We start from the raw sequence: 18383 nt of genomic DNA on the forward strand, positions 1-18383 counted from the left end.
TGATCCCAAGAGGGCAAACTTTACACTTTTATATCAACTGTTATAGTAATGACAACAACTTTGCAGGCCAACCTAGTAATGCAGGTGCATTCCCGGATACACCATCTCGCGAAGATGCTTCTCGTACGCCGCAACGGCTTCCTGCTCAAACGCCAGAGGCGTCTCCTTCTCGCCCATGGTATCCAAAAACCAACGCATAAGATATGGATTAAGAGGAAGCAGCGGTCCAATAATCCACGTAGCAATGCAGTTACCCCGGCGAAATCCCTCAAGCTTGCTTTCTTTGTTGATTCCAAATCCGGTAGAGTTCCGTATGAAGTACGAAGAAGAATTATCACCCTCGGTCAACGTAAACTGCATCTTAAAGCCGACCACTTCAAAGGGCTTCTCGCCATTGCCCGGTTCAAACGTACCAACCTGCACGTCATGAAAACGACGCGGCATATATCGCGTGGTGGTGTAGTCAAACAGACCAAGACCTGCGATACGTGATCCATCGGGATTGACAATCTCTTTGCCGAGAAGATCGGCGGCATTCCCCGCAAAAATCATGGGAACGCCCGCATCGGCAAGCTCTGCCAGCCGCTCTTTATATGGCATAAGACGTTTAAGCACAAACTCTTGTTGTGCCTCCGTCATACCGCCAAGCACAATACCTGAAGGAGTATGCTCGGCAAAGTAAGGCTTGCTATCGTGGGTGGTGGAAACAATATGCTCCGGAGACAGACATGCTTCCACGTACATATAATTGCCGTTGTCGCCGCCCTGGTTACCATATTCAGGATAGAGAATCTCAACTTTGGTTTCCAACTTACTCATGGAGAGCCTCCATATTCTTTAGGCGATCCAAAATCTTTTGTCGGCTTACATCGGCAATGCCACCGTTGTAGAGACCATGTGCATAAAACACATGCTGCACCTTATTCAGGTCAACAAGATCAGCGGTTTCTTCCGGAGTTGAGGCAACAAACGTCTTTTTGGGATCAATGCCTGCAAATCTGAGACGAACAAGCAAATCAAGTGAGGTATCTCCGTAAATAATCACCTGCTTCACGCTTGGATCTTGAAGTACCTCAAAGTCTGTTTGGTAATACCAACCGATATACTCCGTCTGGTCTTTGGCTTTTGCCATATATGCATCGGCAATCATAATGATGATGGCCTTATCTCCCGGCTGTCGACGCAAAATATCAAGCGTGACCGAGGTTGCCGTATCGTTCTCCCCTTTGGATGCCATGCTGATGAGACGATGACCTCTGTAGTCAATCTCGTTGTAGCGAGACTCTGTGATGTTGATACCATGTGCCAGCGAAGTGGCAATCTGTTCCGGCGTAAGGCCCATCTCGCGGGCAACCACAATACACGTCAGTAAGTTGTAAAGATTAACGATAGAATAGCTGTTCAGCGTATAGGTATACGTTGGAGCTCCTGGCGCACTGTTCTCTCGCACGGTAAAGAGGTGCTGCGACTGATCAACCGAAATAACCTCATAGTCAGGTTTTGGATTGGTAAACCCGCATGATTCACACGTAGCCCGACCAAGGTGGCGCAGGTGCGCATAATCCCACCGAAGCTTACCTCCGCACAAAGGACAGGCTGTTAAATCACTTACGATTCCCACGGGCTCCTGGGTGTCCTCCGCCAAATGTGCAACCGAGAAATACGTGCGATGCTCGCATTGAGGAGCCAGCCGACATGAAATCATATCGTCTGCATTGAGAATAAGGTGCGTTCCTGAAGGAATGCCGGTATTCATAACGTCGAAAACAAAATCGGGTGTGGCGCTCCTGGAAAACGTATCCCTAAAAAGATTGGTAACCGCAAGGATATCCGGCTGAAAGAAAGGAAAAATTCGCGGGCCGGACAGCTCGTCGAACTCCATAACGGCCAGCTTACTCTTTACCTTGCCTCCAAACGTGGCGTTTCGCGCAAATGAACTTGCAAAACCGCTTGAGATATTGCCTCCCACACGATTGGTAACCGTATGATATCCGTTATCTGCAAGCAGATCATTGAGCAGGTTATTTGTGGTTGTTTTCCCGTTGGTTCCCGAGATAAACACCACTTGATCCGGCTTAGCGATATCACCTAAAAAGGCAGGATCGATAGCCTCGGCAATGGCTCCGGGCAATGTACCGCCGGCATGTCCGGTAAGATCAAGAGCTTTAATGGCTGTTTTTGCTGCGAGAAAAGCAAGCGGAAAGAATCTGCTTTGAATTTTGCTCACGATTACTCTCTCTTCTGTCAAACTTTCAGTTCAGAGTTGTTATTTTACCATGCGCCGAGAAGAGCTTTGACTCCAAGGGCTTCTCGACACGGAAATTGCAGGGAAATCTTGGTCCCATCACGCTCACGTCCCCTCTTATGCCCATGTCCGCTTACGCTCATGCTCCATCTCCCGCCCCGTGTCTTAACGGAGGGTCTAAAAAACGCCTCCCGAAGATTCCGGGAGGCGTATGAGACGCTATACGTTGATGCTTTACAGGCTAATGCGTGTACCTGAAAGACCGGCCATGGCCTCGGATGCTTTTTCGAGAGACCCGATGATGCACACACGACCGGGACGAGATTCTGCAAACTTGATAGCCGCACGAATCTTTGGCTCCATTGAACCCTTGCCAAACTGTCCCTCAGCAAGATACTTCTTTGCCTCTTCGCACGTGATGGACTCAAGATCCTTCTGATCAGGCTTACCGAAGTTGATGGCAACATGATCAACGGCCGTCAGAAGTACCAGGGTATCTGCCTGGCAATCCTCAGCCAAAAGCTCGCCGCCCATATCCTTGTCAATGACCGCAGCAATGCCCTTATACGCACCCTTGTCAGAGTAGTCTCTTACAACGGGAATTCCGCCGCCGCCGCACGCGATAACGATGAACTCGTTGTCCAAAAGATTCAGAATGCTCTCGTACTCAACAATCTTCTTTGGCTCTGGGGATGCCACAACACGACGATACCCTCTACCCGAATCCTCAATAAAGCTCATCTCAGGATGCAGCTCTTTCTCTGCCTCCATCTGCTCTTTATTCATAAACTGGCCAATGGGCTTTGTGGGGTTTTTGAAAGCAGGATCCTCGGGATCAACCTCAATCTGAGTCACGACCGATGCAACGTGCCATCTCTTATATGCCTTGTGCATGGATGCACCGATTGCCTGCTGCAGGTGATACCCAATATACCCCTGGGACATTGCGCCGCATTCCGGCAAATCAATCTGTGGGATAGATGCATCTTCATCATGGGCAAGTGCAAACGCCTTCTGAATCATTCCTACCTGGGGACCATTACCGTGCGTGATAATGATCTCGTTTCCTTGCTCAATAACTCTCAGGATCGTGGGGGCAGCCTCCCTCACGCGCTTAATCTGCTCTTCTGGAGTATCTCCTAAGGCGTTTCCGCCAAGAGCAATGACGACACGACTTGTCTTGTAAGACGAATCTTGCATGTTACCCTCCGTTTGTCAGTAAATACACCTCTGTGGTTACTATACTTTAGTGTCCCCTATATGCCTAGCCCACATGGGGGTCTTTTTTCAAACTTTGAACTTTTTTCTTGCGCCGCACCTACTTTGAACGAGCAACCGGGCCTGAGATCTCTCTCCGACCCGGTCACGCGTATAAACTCGTAGCTTTCTGCAACTAAAGCTTTATGTCACAGATTGCTTTTGTGCTAGTTCTTCTTCTCTTCCTCGCTATCAGTCTCGGAAGCGTAGAGCGCCTTAAGACGAACCAGGTGGTCATAGCGAGCCATTGCTGCAGCCTCATTCTCCTTAAACAGCTTATCAGCGTTCTCGGGGAACTCACGGGTTAGACGGCTATAGCGAGCCTCATTCATGAGGAACTCTTGATAGCCGCCGGCAGGCGCCTTGGAATCAAGCGTGAACTTCTTGCCCACTGGCGCGGAAGGATTGAAGCGATAGAGGTTCCAATATCCTGTCTCTACGGCTTTCTTCATCTCTTCCTGTGCATGAGCCATTCCGCCTTTGATGGAGTGCATCTCGCATGGAGAGTATCCGATAATGAGCGATGGTCCAGGATATGCCTCGGCCTCAGCAATTGCTTTCAGTGTCTGAGCAAGGTTTGCACCCATAGATACCTGTGCCACATACACATATCCGTATGTCATGGCAATTTCGGCAAGATTCTTCTGCTTCACATCCTTGCCTGCGGCAGCAAACTGTGCAACCTGACCGAGACGAGAAGCCTTGGAAGCCTGTCCGCCCGTATTGGAATATACCTCAGTGTCAAAGACAAACACATTGATATCTTCGCCGGAAGCAAGCACGTGGTCAAGGCCGCCAAAGCCGATATCATATGCCCAACCGTCACCACCGAAGATCCAGAAGGACTTCTTGGTGAGGTAGCTCTTATTGGCGAGAAGCTCTGCGGCCTCAGGAGTATTGGATGAGCCAAGCTCGGCTACGAGAGCCTCGGCAGCCTGCTTACTCAGTGCCGCATCAGATACGGAACTGATCCATGCCTGAGCCGCATCCTTGAGTGCCTGGCTTGCTTCGGAAGACTCGGAGAGCCTTTGAGCAACGTCCAAGAGATGCTTCTGCTCTGCTTGGTGGCCAAGCATGAGGCCCATACCATGCTCGGCATTGTCCTCAAACAGCGAGTTGTTCCACGCGGGACCATGGCCGTAAGCATCGGTTGTAAAGGGCGAGCAAGACGCGGGGTTACCCCAGATGGACGAGCAGCCCGTTGCATTGGAGATATACATACGATCGCCAAAGAGCTGGGTCACCAAACGACCATAGCTGGTCTCAGCGCAGCCGGCGCAAGAGCCGGAGAACTCAAGAAGCGGCTTCTTGAACTGGGAGCCCTTAACGTTGTTTGCGACAAGTTCGGGCTTCTCGGCAACATGTGCGACAGAATAATCAAAGATCTCCTGCTTAGGCTGCTCTTCTTCGGCAGCAACCATGGTAAGCGCATCAGCCGGGCAGATATATACGCAGTTGGAGCAGCCGGTGCAGTCAAACTGAGAAACGGCAATCTCAAACTTCAGGCCCTTGGCCTTGGGGCCGACGGCATCCTTAAAGACCGCAGCTGCAGGAGCGGCAGCAACCTCTTCGTCGGTGAGGACAAAGGGACGGATGGCTGCGTGAGGACAGACATAGGCGCACTGGTTGCACTGGATACACTTGGTGTCATCCCAGCGAGGAACCATAACGGCAATGCCACGCTTCTCGTATGCCGCTGCGCCAAGTTCAAACTGGCCGTCAGCGTGATCCTTAAACACGGAAACAGGCAGGGAATCGCCTTCCATGCGGGAAACGGGGTTCATGATTTCCTGAACCTGTTTCAGAAGAGCCGCACGACCCTCAAGAGAGATGGGGTTAGGCGCATCCTGAGCATCTGCCCAGTCAGCAGGAATCTCAATCTTCTTGAATGCGGTAGCGCCGGCATCGATTGCCTTGTGGTTCATATCAACGACATTCTGGCCCTTCTTCAGGTATGAATGCGTTGCGGCGTCCTTCATGTACTTCAGTGCATCTTCCTCAGGCAGAACCTTTGCAAGGGCAAAGAATGCCGACTGAAGAATGGTGTTGGTGCGCTTGCCCATGCCAATCTCTTTGGCAAGGTCAATGGCGTTAATGAGATACACGCTGATGTTGTTCTTAACAACATAACGCTTTGCCTCTGCCGGGAAGTGATGTGAGAACTCTTCGGCATCCCACTGGCAGTTTACGAGGAACTTTCCTCCCGGCTTGACGTCGCGCACCATCTTGAGACCCTTGGTAATATACGCGGGGTTGTGGCACGCCACGAAATCTGCCTTGGTGACATAGTACGGAGAGCGAATTCTGTGATCACCGAAGCGCAGGTGGCTGATGGTAATGCCGCCGGTCTTCTTGGAGTCATACTGGAAATATGCCTGAACGTACTTGTCGGTATGATCACCGATAATCTTGATGGAGTTTTTGTTGGCGCCAACCGTACCGTCGCCGCCGATACCCCAGAACTTGCACTCGATGGTTCCTTCGGCTGCAGTATTGGGAGCATCCGGATCCTCGGGCAGAGACAGGTTGGTAACATCATCCACAATACCAACCGTAAACTCATGACGAGGCTGATCCTTCTTGAGCTCTTCGAAGATAGCAAATGCGGACGCAGGTGGCGTATCTTTAGAACCAAGACCATAGCGGCCACCGACAACGGTGAGATTGCCTTTTCCGGCTTCATACAGTGCAGAAACGACATCCTCATACAGAGGCTCACCAACAGAACCCGGCTCCTTGGTACGATCCATGACGGCAATCTTCTTGACCGTCTCAGGGAGAACGTCAACAAAATGCTTCACCGAGAATGGACGATACAGGCGAACCTTCACAAGACCGACCTTCTCGCCATGCGCGTTGAGGTAGTCGATAACCTCTTCCAAGGTATCGCAGAAAGAACCCATGCAGATGACGACGCGATCGGCATCCGGCGCACCATAGTAGTTAAAGAGGCCATAATCAGAGCCAAGCTTTGCGTTGATCTTATTCATATAGCTTTCAACGATTGCCGGAAGCTCGTCATACACGGAGTTGCATGCCTCACGGTGCTGGAAGAAGATGTCACCATTCTCGTGAGAACCGCGAGAATGCGGATGCTCAGGATTCAGAGAATGGTCGCGGAATGCCTGGACGGCATCCATATCGCACATCTCCGCGAGGTCATCATAATCCCAAACGGCAACCTTCTGAATCTCATGCGAGGTACGGAAGCCGTCAAAGAAGTTGAGGAAAGGAACCTTGCCCTCAATGGCGGACAGATGGGCAACCGGAGCAAGATCCATAACCTCTTGGACATTGCCTTCTGCAAGCATTGCAAAGCCCGTCTGGCGACACGCCATAACGTCTGAGTGGTCACCAAAGATGTTCAGTGCATGAGTTGCAACGGTACGCGCCGAAACATGGAAGACGCCCGGCAACTGCTCACCGGCAATCTTATACATGTTTGGGAGCATCAGAAGCAGGCCTTGTGATGCAGTATACGTTGTGGTAAGCGCTCCTGCACCAAGGGAACCATGAACGGCACCGGCTGCACCCGCCTCGGACTGCATCTCGACAACCTTAACGGTTGATCCAAAGATGTTCTTGACACCCTGAGCTGACCACTGATCGACATAGTCGGCCATTGGGCTGGATGGAGTAATGGGATAAATTCCCGCTACCTCGGTAAACGCATACGACACATACGCCGCCGCGTTGTTACCATCCATGGACTTAAACTTTCTCGCCATATCCTCTCCTTGTTTTATCTGCAGATTCCAATCTCTGCAGGCACTTTGTAATGCGACACGATCCTATGGCTGTTGACCCTGGGTAACCAAAGCATTTTGCTGAGCCCACACACTGTCGTATGTACGCATCAGCACCATCTTTGGCATGGCCTACAAGGGTCGCATACTTCTTCTCATTATTACCCAAATTGATATCAAAAGATGTCAGAAATCCGCCGATGGTAATCCCTATTTTTTAGTAGGAATTACTACCTGCAATATCAATTTTTTCCTTTTGCTGCGGCATACAGCTTCTGCAAATCCAATTTGAGTTTTTCCCCTACCGAACCCTTTGCTTCATCAGCTTGAACAATGCCGTGTTCGTCCGAAACAAGAAACACTTCATCAAAGGACTTCTCACCTGCAAGAACCTCTTTCACAAGGTCTTTATTGAATGAGACGGAACATTTGCGCGTAGCGAGAAGGTCAAGCACAAGCGACGTGGCACCTGAGAAGACTTCCTTGGCAAGAGCACCAATCTCAAGCCGTCCGTCTTTTACAATCCACAGGGTCTCCGGTGCGCAGTTTGTCTCCGCTTCCTCTTTCTGGGCAGTCTGTGCCCGACGGGACAGAGAGAGAAGTGAAGTTTTATGCAGTGCCTCATAAGGACCCACCGCCATGGCTGCTTTACCGGTCTTGTCAAGCACGAGCATCAACACCCCATCAGGATGTTCCAAAGAGCCCTCCTTAAGGGTCCCTTCGATATGCTGTTTAGCCCAAGCAATCAAATGAGGAGAGACTGCATGCCCTCCAACAACACGCTTTCCAAGCGCCCGAAGATGACGGTTTTCAAGAGGAAGAGTTCCTCCTGAAAGCCTCCAGCGACAAACCAGCGAAGGCGAATCCGCTTTAAATTCTTGCGCCGCCCGTAATTCTTCCGTATCCATACACATCCCCGAGACTCTCATTAATGTCTGAAATGGCGAATGCCGGTGAATACCATGGCAATATCATGTTCGTTACAAGCTTCAATCGACTCTTCGTCTCTTACCGAGCCTCCCGGCTGGATAATGGCAGTGACTCCATGGGCGGCCAGGGTATCCACGTTATCTCTAAAGGGGAAGAACGCGTCTGATGCTGCAACTAAGCCAACCGGCGCAATCCCCCTGCGCTCACAAGCTTGTTCTGCCCGTTCGCACGCGAGAAGAGCGGCGTCAACTCGATTGGGCTGTCCGGGCCCCATCCCGAGTCCCATGCGATCTTTTGCGACGAGAATAGCATTTGACTTCACGGTTTTACAAACTTTCCACGCAAACAGAAGGTCATCAAGCTCGTCAGACGTTGGTTGGCGTTTGGTAGGTACACTAAACGTCTTGGCATCCTCACAAGCAAGATCAAGATCCTGAACTAAAAGACCTCCGTCAACAGTGCGGACCTCAAGTCCGCCGCCATGGGTAATACCGCCGGTGGCAAGTACTCTCAGATTTTTTCTCTTACTCAATCTCTCTCGGGCTTCCGCGGTATAACTTGGGGCAATAAGCACCTCAACAAACTGCTTTTGAATGTCAGCAAAATGCTCCACAAACTCAAGCGAGATTTCTCGGTTTGCCGCGATAATGCCTCCAAATGCGGAAGTTGGATCGCACGAAAAGGCTCGATCGTACGCTTCGACAATGTTTTCGGCCACGGCAGAGCCACACGGATTTTGGTGTTTCAAAATAATCACTGCCGGTTCGCTAAATTCTCGCACAGCCGTCCATGCGGCATCCGTATCCAGCAGATTATTGTAGGAAAGAGGTTTCCCTTGTATTTGTTGAGCCCTTGCCAGTGAGTGCTCAGACGCATTGGGCAGCCGATAAAACGCCGCGGACTGCTGTGGGTTTTCGCCATAGCGAAGATCTTGCTCTTTCGTTGCCTCAATAGCAAATATCCGAGGGAACTTTTCCGTGCTTTCCACTGCAGCCTCAGAACCCTCTTCTTTTTCTGTCGTAATGACACCTGAGAGATAGGCGGCTATCGCACCATCATATGCTGCGGTTGTTTGAAAAACTTTGAGTGCCAACCGACGCCGAGTCTCACGCGTTGTGGCACCGTCATTTTCACGCATCTCTGTCAAAACAGCCGAATAATCCGCAGGATCACTCACAACCGTTACAAAATCATTGTTCTTTGCAGCCGACCGAAGCATTGACGGACCGCCGATATCAATGTGCTCGATAGCATCGACGAACGTAACGTGAGGGTTTTCAATCGTCTTTTCAAACTCGTACAAGTTGACACAAACTAAATCGATCATGCCGATATCATGAGCCTGAGCATCGGCGATATGATCACGGTTATCGCGACGGCATAAAAGCCCGCCATGTACCCGAGGATGAAGTGTTTTCACGCGACCGTCCATCATCTCAGGAAAGTCCGTATACGCCTCAATGGGAATGACCTTCACTCCGGCTTCTTTAAGTACGCGAGCAGTACCGCCGGTAGATATTATCTCAACACCAAATTCTGACTCAAGAGCTTGAGCAAACTCAACAATTCCCACCTTGTTTGTTACCGAGATTAACGCGCGCTTAATCACACCAAAAGACATAGCTCTTCTCCCTATTTTCCATATTGTGCATAGCGTTTACGAGCCTTCTTTCTAAAGCCTACCAGTCCCTTGCGGTTTTGTGCGGCTCATATAGGTTTTGAAATGAACTTATAATATGCAAGATACATCTGTCGCCCAGCAAGGAGGTTTTATGGCGTCCAACCATAAAAGTCAAGAGCAGCAAATTATCTATCGTCCATTTGTCCCCACAGATTTTGACCAAATTTGCAGCCTCATTGCCCGCGTCTGGTATGCAGATGGGTCACATGAAGAATCATTTCTATCGGGTCATATTGATGCCTCTTACTTTCTTTCCGTTTCCAAATTCCTCTATGTAGCCGAGAAGAACGGTGCTGTTGTGGGTCTGATTTTTGCAGGCGATGGTACAGCATATCCAGAAAATAAGCCCTGGCGCATCATTGAGGTGTCTGCTCAAGATGTTGCAGATACAGAAATCAAATCAGACTACTTTCAGCTGGGCGCTCAATATATTCAGACCGAAGCTGAGCTTATTGACGCATTCAGAAACTCTGACGATCCGCGCTCAACATGGGAAGTTACCCTCCTTTGTATTGATCCGCATGAACAAGGTAAAGGTATTGGAGGACGCCTTTTTTCGCTCGCCATTGATTACTTCAGAACACAGCATGCAAGTGGCTTCTTCCTTGCCACTGACGACAGCTGTGATGTTGATTTTTACGACTACAAGGGCTTGGAACAAATCTCATCCGCCGATGTTTTTCCTGATCAAGACAACTCCGTTTCTGCATATATCTATGCCATGGAGCTCTAACAGCCATGAGTTCTGTTATAGGAAGATTTGCGCCGTCTCCTTCTGGTCGCATGCATCTCGGCAATGTTTTTTCGGCACTTATCGCATGGTCGGCGGCAAAGTCAGAAGGAGGAAAAATCGTTCTTCGTATTGAAGATCTTGATCCTCGTGCTCAAAATCCACATACAGCCTCTCTTCTCATGGAAGATCTTCAGTGGCTTGGACTCACTTGGGATGCGGGCCCCTTTTTCCAAAGCGACCGCAAAGAGTTGTACCTTGATGCGCTTACAAAACTGAAGTCAAAAGACCTTCTCTACCCATGCTTTTGTTCACGAGCCGACCTCCATGCGGCAACTGCACCACACGCTTCTGATCAAATGCACCCGTATCCGGGAACTTGTCGCAACCTTTCAGAAGAAGAGCGAGAAAAACGTCTCCTTCATAAAGCAGCCGCGACACGTCTTAAAGTTCCACCTTCAGACAATCCCGCATCTTTTATTACCTTCACCGACTTGGTATATGGAGCCTATCGAGAAAATCTTGCCTGTACGTGCGGTGATTTTCTTGTTCAGCGCAGCGACAACGTAATTGCGTATCAACTGGCAGTTACCGTGGATGACGCAGACATGGGAGTCACGCAGGTGATCAGAGGATGCGACCTCCTTTCTTCGACTGCACGTCAAATCTATTTGCAACACCTCCTTGGCTACGAGACACCAACGTATGCCCATGTACCTCTCCTTGTTGACGGCAGTGGCAGACGACTTTCAAAAAGAGACAAAGATCTTGACCTAGGCTCTTTTAAGGCTCATGGAATCTCCGCGGAACAACTCATCGGATTTCTCGCCTCACTGGTAGGCCTTGCTGAGCCACAAGAAGAGCTTTCAACATCAGAAGTTGCACGACGTTTCTCATGGAACGCTCTCAGAAATCATCGAGAAAACGTGAACATCAGAAATATTTTCCCCCTTGACCCTTTTAGTGAGTTGTAACAATCGCAAGTTCGGGGTATCATTCTCAAGCACTTACTTTGGAGAGCTGACCGAGAGGCCGAAGGTGCTCGCCTGCTAAGCGAGTATGGGCCCAAAGCCCATCTGGGGTTCGAATCCCCAGCTCTCCGCCATTTTAATTGTTTTACTCACCTTGTCTACCTGCAATTATATAGATAAAACAAGGTGAGTTTTTATATTAACTTTACAATTTCTACGTAATGCCTGAACAGCGCTTTTTATTTTGTAGGGTCAGAAGCAGGGTCATAAAGGGGTCAGAGACATACCAAGAGGAGCAGGATATCTAAGGCACGTTATCACCGACTTTAAGCAGGCAAAGTAATTGTGTTCAAATTGTGTAGGAATTGTGAAGATAGGTATTTTACCTTGCATTAGTCCTACTATAGGGCTATAGTAATAGTCAACAAGAGGGAGCCAAAGGGGCAACCTCGAAAAGCCGAAAGGGGCTAGAGATGAAAAAGTACAACACAAACGAAAACGGCACGACTTGGATTATCGAAGAGGTACGTTTTGACGAGTTCGAGGATGGGGTTTACGAGAACCCAACTTTTAAGGAACTCGCAAGTTTCCCAACTTATGAAAAAGCTTACAAGAACTGGATGAATTACTGCAGCGGAGCAAATGACTACTATGGGGCATGCGATAATCAAAACTACTCAGCAGCGTACTTCTTCAGAATTAAAGAAAGAAATGAGCTTTAGAATCAATGCGCCCTCGGAAACGGGGGCGCATCCATTAAAGGAGAAGACATGGAGAGAAGCAAAGCCGAGTTCCGCGCGCTGTCAGAGCTTGTCGGAATCAACCAGCAAGACATCGCGCGCATTATGGGAGTTGAAGACCGCAGCGTTCGCCGTTGGATATCGCCATCTTATCCAACCTACCACGCACCGCAGGATGCCTGGGATATACTCGAGGATGCTTTGCGCCTACAACAGTCAGGCGTAGAGAGTGCAGTTGAGATTGTCGAGGAATGGCACGAGCGAGCCGGCAAAGAGCCACGAGAAGTGACGTTGATTTACTGGCAGAGCGAAGATGACTACCGCGAACACCATTCTCCGGCAGATGGTGGCTCATGGCGGCAGGCAAACGCCAATTCACGCGCGACATACGCAGCACTTACCGCTCTTGGCTACCAGGTGCGATTTGTACCGTCATCAGACAAGGGCAAGTACTCCATAGAGCCAGAGATAGACGCTTAGAACGGCTTACAACAAGCCGTTTACCTGCTCGTTTGTAATGGTAAATTTATTCACAAAGTCAAGAACTTTTTAAGGGTGTGTTTAGTAGACACACCCTTTTTTTGAATTATCTAATTATGTAGATAATATGATGATATCTTTATACTTGTATTTATAGTGATATCGTTATATAATAGTATCAACGAAAGGAGGTGAGATAGTGAAGTGGAGAATAAAAATTGAGCTAACGTTCCGAAAGATAGTAGCATATCTAGTAATCCGAAAACGTTAGCTCAACAGCAAAGGGAAACCCGTTCAAACGGGCGGGTTTCCTGTTCTCCAAATCATACCACCAATATAGATAGGAGTATAGTATGACAACGGAAGCTCAGCTAAAGGCTACTGAAAAGTACCGTAAAAAGAGCGTTAAGACATTTCTTTTACGCTTTTTTCCAGATGACTATGATCTGTATGAGTACTTACAAAACAAGCCAAAGAAAGCGGAGTATCTGCGAGATTTAATTCGCAGAGACATGAACAGTTAACCTAAGCCTTGGTAATTTCCGGAAAAATCGACATGAAAATACCCCCTCCCGCACGAAGCGAGAGGGGGTTTATTTCCGCCGTAGCACACCCCGCCGGAGCGGGGCGCAAGGGGTCGCGCCTAGGAACGTAGCCCCTTGTAGGAGCTAGGGACACGTAGTACACCTAGCTCGTAGTTACAGTATAGCACTTAAGCTTTAATGCCGGACAAGTAGCCGGATGCGTCGATCGTGACCGTCACATCATCTGTCATCATATGGCCGTCGCGGTCAAAGGCGCAGAGCTTACCCGCTCCGACCTCGTACACGCAGTCATACACCATCGCTCCGTCATCGTCGAAGTAGTACCAGATGTCGCGACCGTCTCCGGTGTCGTGGTACCAGCCGGTTACCATACGGCCTGTAGCGTCGAGGTAGTACATCTTGCCGTCTCGCTCGACCTTACCGGTAAGCATATGGCCATCAGATGCAAGGAGATACCAACTATCCTTGTACTTGATCCATTGGTCGGCTACCAGGGCGCCGGAGTCATCCATATACCACCAGAGCTTCTCGCCGCCTTGCCAGCTTGCGTGTACCCAGCCGGTCATCATCCAGCCCGAAGCGTTAAAGTAGTACCACTTATCGCCAACCCTGTACCAGCCCACGGCGTACTCGTCTGCACTCTCGCCGGTCTGATACCACCAAGAACCCTTGCCGTCTGTATGCCAGCCAGCCGTACTTGTAGAGCGTGAGCCGGTCATGACCTCATACCAGTAACACACACGCTCCATGAAGTGTGCGTTTTGGCTTTCTGCGAGCTCTCCGGGGCATGCCGTGGCCACAATCTGACGGTGTGGCCGGACGTTGCCACCCCACTCGGGATATCCCAGACCGTACTTGATAAGGAGTGCCGCCGTAAGGTGTGCGCCGCTCTCAAGTGTCGCTTCTGCGACCGTCCACGGGCTTGTAGAGTTGTTAGCGTGCTCGATGGAGATACTGCGCTGATTTTCGACGTAGCGCCCGACTGCGTAAGCTGTGTCGCTCTCGTAGACGTGCTGAGCAATTACGCCGTCGCCGTCTACGGAGTAATGAGCGCTTGTAGCGCCACCAGCCGACCACATGGCCGCGAGCCGCTCTGCACTTGCTCCAACTGTCGCCTCATGATGGATTGCGATATATGCTACCGAGTGGCCACCGCGTCCTGCGTCGAAAGCTGTAGTGGGTGCCCAAATGTCAGGAGTAATTTCTCCGGTAAAATCTGCCATTACTCCCCCTCCACGCTAGCTGCCTTGAGCGGAGACTTACCGGAGTCAACCTCCGGAAGTCCGGCTATAGAGGTAAGCAAGGACACCACAGCCGCCAGAGCCGCCGCAGATGCCACCGCTGCCCAGTCAACGGCGGTAATGCCGATGGCATTGGTGCCGATAAGGGCAACGGCCGTTTGTGCTGCCGTCTTAATGGCGCGAACCAATGCTGCTTTAATCCATACGTTCATTTCTTTTTCTCCTTTTCTCGGCCTTACTGACCGATCATCTTGGTAATTAAAAAGCCGACTACTGCGGCCACGAGTAGTGCGATTACCTGCTTTGTGACATCTTTCCAATGCTCGCCGGGAACGCTTGCAAGTGCGTCGACCTTGTCATTAAGCCTATCAATCGCCGCCTGTATTACCTCAAGCGTCGATTGCATGGCCTCGAGCTTGATATCGAGCGCGGTCGTGCCGATTTGCAAAGACTGTATCTCTACCCCATGCTTTGTCACCCGCCCCTCTAACGTCTCTACGCGACGCTCTAGAGCCTTAAATGCTTCCGGAGATACGCTCTCGTCTCCCATGGGCATCACCTCCTCGCATTAGAGCCATTTTTCCGGTGTGTAAGAGATTTCAAAACCAACAGAGGAAGACTCCTTGTTATAGCCGTATACCTGTCCTGTATAGCCGCCATCAGCTGAGGATACCCACAGAGTAGACGTACCATCTATCGGTAAGTAGATACCACCGCTTGTCGCTGGTGACTTTGGGAGCCATTCGGAGGGGATAAGACCGGTAAAACGCTCACCATTAAAACCTTTACTCAAGGCACCGATAATGTGGACTTCCCCCATATATACGCGCCACTTTGCCCAAGTGCTCGCAGTGCCTTCATCAGCTGCTGAGCCATGCAAATATGACCAGTCGGTTTTTACGGCAATAATATCAAGCGCGGAAAGCGCAGCAGCGGATAGAGCAGGTTTAAGATTTGCAAGCTTTACCGCAAGGTCAGAATTGAGCACATATCTACTAAGGACATCAGCAAGTACCCCACGTGAGGCTGCAATATTTGCATCGTTTTTTGGTAAACCGATATAGACTTTGCCGTCAAGACTACTGTCCGCATGAAGTACTACGTCGCCACCTAAGCTTTCAACTACAGCGTCGCCATCTAAGCTTTCAACTACAGCGTCGCCTTTTACGTGCAACATAAAATTATTTTCAGTTTGCGTGCCTACAGTAGGCTGATTTTGCGTTTCAGGATTAGATCCATGCGTATACGTAGTCGGGACTTCACCCCACTGTACTGCTGTTGTTGTGTCAGAGCCCAAAACAACCACCTTTTTCCCATCTTGCACTTTCTCGTGAATAATTTTTGCTGTATCTTGCGCCTTGGTTGCTGCACCCTCAGCAACGGTAGCGGCATCTTCTGCCGCTTTTTGTGCCGTTTGTGCCTTGGTAGCTGCACCCTCAGCCAACTCATTAGCTTTTTCCGCCAACTCCTTGGAAGTTTTGGCTTCCGCAGCGGCTGTTTCTGCACGCTCTAGCGTAGCTTTTACCGTATGGGTATCTGCACTGGCATCAGTCCATGACTGCTGCCCTGTAGGTGCGGTGAGTGCTCCTTCTGCGGCATCGATGGCATACGCAAGGCGATCAGATATAAGCTCCTCACGGCTCTTCTGCCCTACAAGCTTAATTCTTTTCATTTCTGCTCCTAAAACTACGAATATATGGGGTCTTTGATTGGGTCAAAAAGAATCTCTACGGCATCTGAACTATCACCTCGCATCTCCGCGACGCGCAGGCGATATATACGACTCGGCAAGCTCGGAAAGTCCTCAATGGTGACGTCTACTACATCGCCTGGATAAAGCTCGCCAATCTGTGGAGCGTATTTGTCGCGTAGGTGATAGACACCGCTGATCTGCACAAGTGGAGACTTGACCGTATCGAGTACAGCGTCGGTATGGCTTGCTACAAGCGCCGGTGTCTCCCAGTCAGAGTTGCTCTTTGCCATCTCGATAAGCGGTAAGGGGTCTTGCGTACTGCATAGTCTCAAGTCCTCTGACTTGTGACACAGCATAGCCTCCTCATGGCCTGCACCGGTACCATATACGCGCATCGTAGCCCCTTGATGCGCAACCTTAATGTCTGATAGGTTGCCTCCACCGCGAAAGCTGTGGAATCCAAAAGGTATACCGCGCTGCCCTATATATGGCTCAGAATCGGTACCAGCCTCAAAGCGTACGCGTACGTGGCTTTTATCGGCCATGTACGGCACCCAGCGCATATCGATGCCGTTGGTAACCTCGCTGATCGCTTTGAGTAGCTTTTGTCCATCGTTATTTTGGACGTTGAAATTGTGATACGTGCGGATGTGCTTGCCAGCCTCGTTGAGGTACTGCCAATCTATCGGCAACTGTCCGGCTGGCTTGAGGTCGGTAAGCTCACGGCCAATCTGACAGCAGATTGAGCGCAAAGAGCCGGTAAAAGTCTTATCTCCGCGCGTGACACTCGTCACAGTGCCCTCTTGGTCGCCCTCGTGGCTATAGTCGGCATCTTTAGCCCAAATCGTACCTTTACCAAAATTGCTATCGTCAGTCAAAATGCGACTTTTAAGCAGCGAGAAGATCGATAGAGCCGAGAAGCTCGTCCCGTCGTAGGTATCGGTGCGGGAACCGATGATGCCATACATAAGCGGTACATTGTCCCATAAAAGGACGATAGCGCGCTTGTATGATTGCAGAGCCGCGGAGCGCGCTTGTGGCGTCGCTGCCGGCACAGACGTCCACGGGAGCTGTAGCGATGTCAGCTCGTCTACGCCTGCCATCTTATCGCCGGTGACTAAGCTACTATCGGTAAGTGAGAGCGCCCAGCTAAAGTGTGGGATGTCTATCGGCTCACCCAGCAGCCCCGTCATGGTATCGGCTAAATGTAAGCTCCACATTACTTCGCCATCCCAAGGTCAGCTACGACGAGGCGCTGGCCGTTGTCGTAGTACTCGTCTCGATGCGCGAAGTAGATATCAGATGCCGGCTCTTGAGCCGAGGCATATATGGATACCTTGATTGTGTGGTTACCTGCATCGACGGTCGTCGTGTCGGTAAAGGTGTACGACATAGGCGAGAAATCATAAAGACCAAGCTTAAAAGTCTTGATGATCTTGTCGTCAATCTCATACAAAAGGTACGCGCTACCAAAATGATTGGTTGCATTGATCGCCTGTAGAGACGCATTGAGCTGCACGGACAACGCGCGCTTCGTTGGCACAAAAAACTTTTCGCCGATAAAGGTGTACTTGCCTTGCCCTCTTGACAAATTACCTTGTCCGGAGTCGGTATGATCAACCAGCACCCCAAGAGAAGCTCCTGCCTGATTTGCACTATCAACTTCTCCCGTTTTATATGCTTGATGCGTCGTAGTTGCACCCGCCGGCATCAGCATATAGGCGATAGCAACGGTGCCGGTTGGCAGCTGAGGTTTTACCGGAGTTTGTGATGGCGTACCCTGCACCACACCAACGACGACCTCGTTAGTTGCGTCGCCCTGTGTCTTGTCTTGAGCCTTGATCCATACGGCATCGATACGGCTAAAACCGGTGGCATTTGCCGCAACAGCCGGAGTATTTCCGCCTGGAAAAAACGCCTCAGTTTTACCGTCAGAAGCACCGCGAGAGCATACGGCCATGCCCTTAGACACGATGTAGTAAAGGCCGCTTGAGCCGTTGCACTCAAGGCCGCCGACAACGCCGGTGTTTGCCCACTTGTAATCGAGGATGTGCCGCATATCAGCGGCGGTAGTACCCTTTGCACCGTCTTGCGGCACGCCAAAAGCTACGCTCATATATGCTC

Annotated in this window: 16 protein-coding genes and 1 tRNA gene; 5 read left to right on the forward strand and 12 right to left on the reverse strand. The window is 50.3% G+C overall.

Going from position 1 to position 18383, the window contains the following annotated elements:
• Positions 1-72: 72 nt before the first annotated feature.
• From ATORI0001_RS02845 to purH, 6 genes are all read right to left on the reverse strand, one after another.
• Positions 73-819, reverse strand: a complete 747-nt coding sequence (locus ATORI0001_RS02845) for a glutamine amidotransferase (protein ID WP_003149280.1) — start codon at positions 817-819, stop codon at positions 73-75.
• Complete coding sequence (locus ATORI0001_RS02850; protein WP_003148861.1) at positions 812-2227, reverse strand: MurT ligase domain-containing protein; 1416 nt, start codon at positions 2225-2227, stop codon at positions 812-814. The genes ATORI0001_RS02845 and ATORI0001_RS02850 overlap by 8 nt, the downstream gene beginning before the upstream one ends.
• A gap of 252 nt (positions 2228-2479) precedes the next feature.
• Positions 2480-3445: a carbamate kinase gene (gene arcC, locus ATORI0001_RS02855; protein ID WP_003149191.1), complete on the reverse strand. Its 966-nt coding sequence runs from the start codon at positions 3443-3445 to the stop codon at positions 2480-2482.
• Between the two features lie 224 nt (positions 3446-3669).
• Positions 3670-7230 (reverse strand): pyruvate:ferredoxin (flavodoxin) oxidoreductase, encoded by a 3561-nt coding sequence (nifJ, locus tag ATORI0001_RS02860; RefSeq protein WP_003149350.1) that lies wholly within the window; start codon positions 7228-7230, stop codon positions 3670-3672.
• Between the two features lie 260 nt (positions 7231-7490).
• On the reverse strand, positions 7491-8156 hold the full coding sequence (locus ATORI0001_RS02865) for a hypothetical protein (RefSeq protein WP_040324524.1): 666 nt from the start codon (positions 8154-8156) through the stop codon (positions 7491-7493).
• Between the two features lie 20 nt (positions 8157-8176).
• Entirely contained in the window at positions 8177-9799 is a 1623-nt protein-coding gene (purH, locus tag ATORI0001_RS02870) for a bifunctional phosphoribosylaminoimidazolecarboxamide formyltransferase/IMP cyclohydrolase (protein WP_003149061.1), read from the reverse strand.
• Between the two features lie 151 nt (positions 9800-9950).
• On the opposite strand from purH, the gene ATORI0001_RS02875 reads away from it, so the two are divergent.
• The 5 genes from ATORI0001_RS02875 to ATORI0001_RS02895 all read left to right on the forward strand — a co-directional run bounded on the left by ATORI0001_RS02875 (position 9951) and on the right by ATORI0001_RS02895 (position 12780).
• A complete protein-coding gene (locus ATORI0001_RS02875; protein ID WP_003149114.1) occupies positions 9951-10592 on the forward strand; it encodes a GNAT family N-acetyltransferase in 642 nt (213 codons plus the stop codon).
• Between the two features lie 5 nt (positions 10593-10597).
• The gene (gene gluQRS / locus ATORI0001_RS02880) at positions 10598-11563 is read left to right on the forward strand and encodes a tRNA glutamyl-Q(34) synthetase GluQRS (RefSeq protein WP_003149299.1); all 966 of its coding nucleotides are present in this window, start codon (positions 10598-10600) and stop codon (positions 11561-11563) included.
• A gap of 40 nt (positions 11564-11603) precedes the next feature.
• Positions 11604-11694: transfer RNA gene (locus ATORI0001_RS02885), tRNA-Ser, on the forward strand.
• A gap of 339 nt (positions 11695-12033) precedes the next feature.
• Positions 12034-12282: a hypothetical protein gene (locus tag ATORI0001_RS02890; protein ID WP_003149089.1), complete on the forward strand. Its 249-nt coding sequence runs from the start codon at positions 12034-12036 to the stop codon at positions 12280-12282.
• A 48-nt stretch (positions 12283-12330) separates the two neighbouring features.
• Positions 12331-12780, forward strand: coding sequence for a hypothetical protein (locus ATORI0001_RS02895; RefSeq protein ID WP_003149439.1), 450 nt, complete (start codon positions 12331-12333; stop codon positions 12778-12780).
• A gap of 712 nt (positions 12781-13492) precedes the next feature.
• On the opposite strand, the gene ATORI0001_RS02900 is transcribed toward ATORI0001_RS02895, so the two are convergent.
• Genes ATORI0001_RS02900 through ATORI0001_RS07620 form a run of 6 tightly spaced genes read right to left on the reverse strand, consistent with a single transcriptional unit; the run spans position 13493 to position 18375 of the window.
• Positions 13493-14548 (reverse strand): peptidoglycan recognition protein family protein, encoded by a 1056-nt coding sequence (locus ATORI0001_RS02900; protein ID WP_003149417.1) that lies wholly within the window; start codon positions 14546-14548, stop codon positions 13493-13495.
• Complete coding sequence (locus tag ATORI0001_RS02905) at positions 14548-14778, reverse strand: holin (RefSeq protein ID WP_003149371.1); 231 nt, start codon at positions 14776-14778, stop codon at positions 14548-14550. Before ATORI0001_RS02905 ends, ATORI0001_RS02900 begins: the two co-directional genes overlap by 1 nt.
• A 23-nt stretch (positions 14779-14801) precedes the next feature.
• Positions 14802-15116: a hypothetical protein gene (locus ATORI0001_RS02910; protein WP_003149583.1), complete on the reverse strand. Its 315-nt coding sequence runs from the start codon at positions 15114-15116 to the stop codon at positions 14802-14804.
• A gap of 18 nt (positions 15117-15134) precedes the next feature.
• Positions 15135-16238, reverse strand: coding sequence for a hypothetical protein (locus tag ATORI0001_RS02915; RefSeq protein WP_003149242.1), 1104 nt, complete (start codon positions 16236-16238; stop codon positions 15135-15137).
• A 14-nt stretch (positions 16239-16252) separates the two neighbouring features.
• On the reverse strand, positions 16253-17479 hold the full coding sequence (locus tag ATORI0001_RS02920; RefSeq protein ID WP_003149309.1) for a hypothetical protein: 1227 nt from the start codon (positions 17477-17479) through the stop codon (positions 16253-16255).
• Positions 17479-18375, reverse strand: coding sequence for a hypothetical protein (locus ATORI0001_RS07620; RefSeq protein ID WP_003149352.1), 897 nt, complete (start codon positions 18373-18375; stop codon positions 17479-17481). Before ATORI0001_RS07620 ends, ATORI0001_RS02920 begins: the two co-directional genes overlap by 1 nt.
• Positions 18376-18383: the final 8 nt, after the last annotated feature.

Source organism: Lancefieldella rimae ATCC 49626 (genome assembly GCF_000174015.1).
Classification (GTDB): domain Bacteria; phylum Actinomycetota; class Coriobacteriia; order Coriobacteriales; family Atopobiaceae; genus Lancefieldella; species Lancefieldella rimae.